Raw genomic sequence first — 2,196 nt, 5'->3', positions numbered from 1 at the left:
CATCGCCGCAAAAAGGATAGATATGAGAAAGATCATCGACATAACGGCACTTTCTATCGCCGTTTGCGTCTTGGTTATGGTGCTTTTTTTGCCGTCGCCCGTTTTATCGTTTAAATGCTACCGCGGCGATGGCGTAAGCTGCGCGCAGCTGGGGCACGACAAGCTCTCCCGCGGAGATTACGATGGCGCCAAGCCCGCTTTTGTCAAGGCTTGCGAGGCGGGCGAGAAAGATAGCTGCTTTGATCTGGGAGCCCTATACGACGGCGAGGGTAATGCGACGCAAGCGGGCGTATTTTATGACGCAGCGTGCGATAAAAACGTCGCCGTAGCTTGCCACAAGCTAGGCAACCTGTATCAAAGGGGGCGCCTGAGTAGGGACTTCTCTGCGGCAGCTCGGCACTATATCAAAGCCTGCGATTTGGGCTATGCCAAGAGCTGCCACAATGCGGCCGTGGTCTATTTCACGGACGGTTTCGGGCTTGCGGCGGATCCGGCAAAGGCGGTGAGCTTTTTCGAGCGAGGCTGTGACGGAGGGCTAGTGGATAGCTGTTATAACGCCGGCGTTGCGTATGATAAGGGTCTCGGCGCGCCGCAGGATCGCGACAAGGCAGAGAAGCTTTACACTAAATCCTGCGAGCTGGGCTACGGCGATGCCTGCAATAATTTAGGCTATTTGTATGTGAGCAAGGGGGATCTGCGCGGATTTTCCAAGGGGCTTGGATGGGTCAAAAAGGGCTGCGATGCGGGCAATAAAAAATCCTGCCAGCTCTACGAATTCATGAAAGAGCAAATTTTAAAGAAGTAGGCGCTTGGTAACCTGGTGCACATTATCCGTCGCGAGGCATTTGTTTTGTATGCTTGCCGTGCGCCGTTTGTAGTATGGCGTCTGTTGTGCTACCTGCCTTGCGCCGTCTATCTACGCTGCTCGTCGCGCGGTATCAGTTTTTTCGATGGGCTTTGTCTGCGATATTGCCGCGACGGGTTTGTGAGCTTTTGTAGCGCACGCAATTTCGCCGCGATTTTGCGGCGCGTGAAATTCGGCAAGGCGTAGATAGCCCATGCATGCGATTAGTTAAATTTAGCGGCGGAGCTTTACTTGAAATTCTATCGCTATGAAATTTTAAGGCTTAGCTCTAAATTCAGGACTTGCAGAATCTCAACTTTAAAATTTTACGGACGGCGCTGCAAGCAAGGCATAAATTTTGATTTTAAAATTTTACGGCGCGGAATTTAGCGCGGAAGCAAAGCGCGAAGCTGTTTGAGGAGGCAAATTGGAATATGAGATCACGGGCGAGGTTAGAAATCTCCGCGTCCATGCTGCAAGAGGAAATAGCAAAATTTGGGTATTTTTCGAGATAGACGGCGTGAAGCTGCGCGGCGAGTTTAACGATATCCCCGTAGAGGAGGGCGAGCTTGCGCGCGCGTATTTCATCCGCGGAGGATATGCGGGCAGCTACGTGATTACGCGGGTTCAGGTAGCGCGCAAACCAAGCCTCTTACGCCGCAAGCTGGGGATCGCGACCGCCGTGTGCACGCTTGGCTTCGGCACGGCGCTGTGGATTGTGGGCTTTGGGATTTTAAACGTCAGCGGGAGGGGCTCGCTAATTAATTTTGTCTGTATTGCCGCCGCAGGATTTGGGGTGCTAAAAGAGGGCGCGGGCAATCTTAAAATGTGGCTAAATCAGCGCACGTCCGAGTAGATCGCCGCTGCAACGTAAATTTCATAAATTTAATCCGCCGAATAAAATTTACTCACGCTCGCCGTATCTTTGCGGCGCAAATTTTGCTAAAATTCGCTCCGAGCGCGAAATCCGCTGCGTAAATTTAGAAAAAGGCAAAATTTGAACATAAATGAAGCGATAGTTGCCACCGCAAAAAAGCAAAAAGAGTGTCGGCTAGCATTTGCAAAGTATCTGTTTTTGGGGATTTTATTTATAATTATACTGCCCGTAGGCGGCGGATTTGCCGTAGGGCGTCTTTTTGAAAATCACCTTGCACCGCTATTTTTCATCATTATCTATATTCCGTTTTTTCAAGCCGCGCTAATGGCTAACGCGAGCCGAGTGACCAGCGAGCTGGGGGATTACAAAGCGTTTTATAAAGACGTTTTCGTCCGCGCCGCTATCCGCGAGGTAGATCCAAATTTTAGCTACGATCCGAATGCCGGCATCAGCCGTAAAGAATTTCGCAAAATCG

Annotated in this window: 2 protein-coding genes and 1 pseudogene; all 3 read left to right on the top strand. The window is 50.8% G+C overall.

The window, feature by feature from the left end; all coding sequences use genetic code 11:
* The coding region (locus Q0369_RS03850) for a tetratricopeptide repeat protein (RefSeq protein WP_298096239.1) at positions 1 to 805 on the top strand (805 nt) is incomplete at its 5' end.
* A 466-nt stretch (positions 806 to 1,271) separates the two neighbouring features.
* Positions 1,272 to 1,700: a hypothetical protein gene (locus tag Q0369_RS03845; protein WP_298096235.1), complete on the top strand. Its 429-nt coding sequence runs from the start codon at positions 1,272 to 1,274 to the stop codon at positions 1,698 to 1,700.
* Between the two features lie 141 nt (positions 1,701 to 1,841).
* Positions 1,842 to 2,196, top strand: a pseudogene (locus tag Q0369_RS03840) (hypothetical protein); the annotation flags it as partial.

Source organism: uncultured Campylobacter sp. (genome assembly GCF_938030685.1).
Lineage (GTDB): Bacteria > Campylobacterota > Campylobacteria > Campylobacterales > Campylobacteraceae > Campylobacter_B.
Note: the sequence above shows the minus strand (reverse complement) of the source record. Positions and strands in the feature narration are given on the sequence as shown.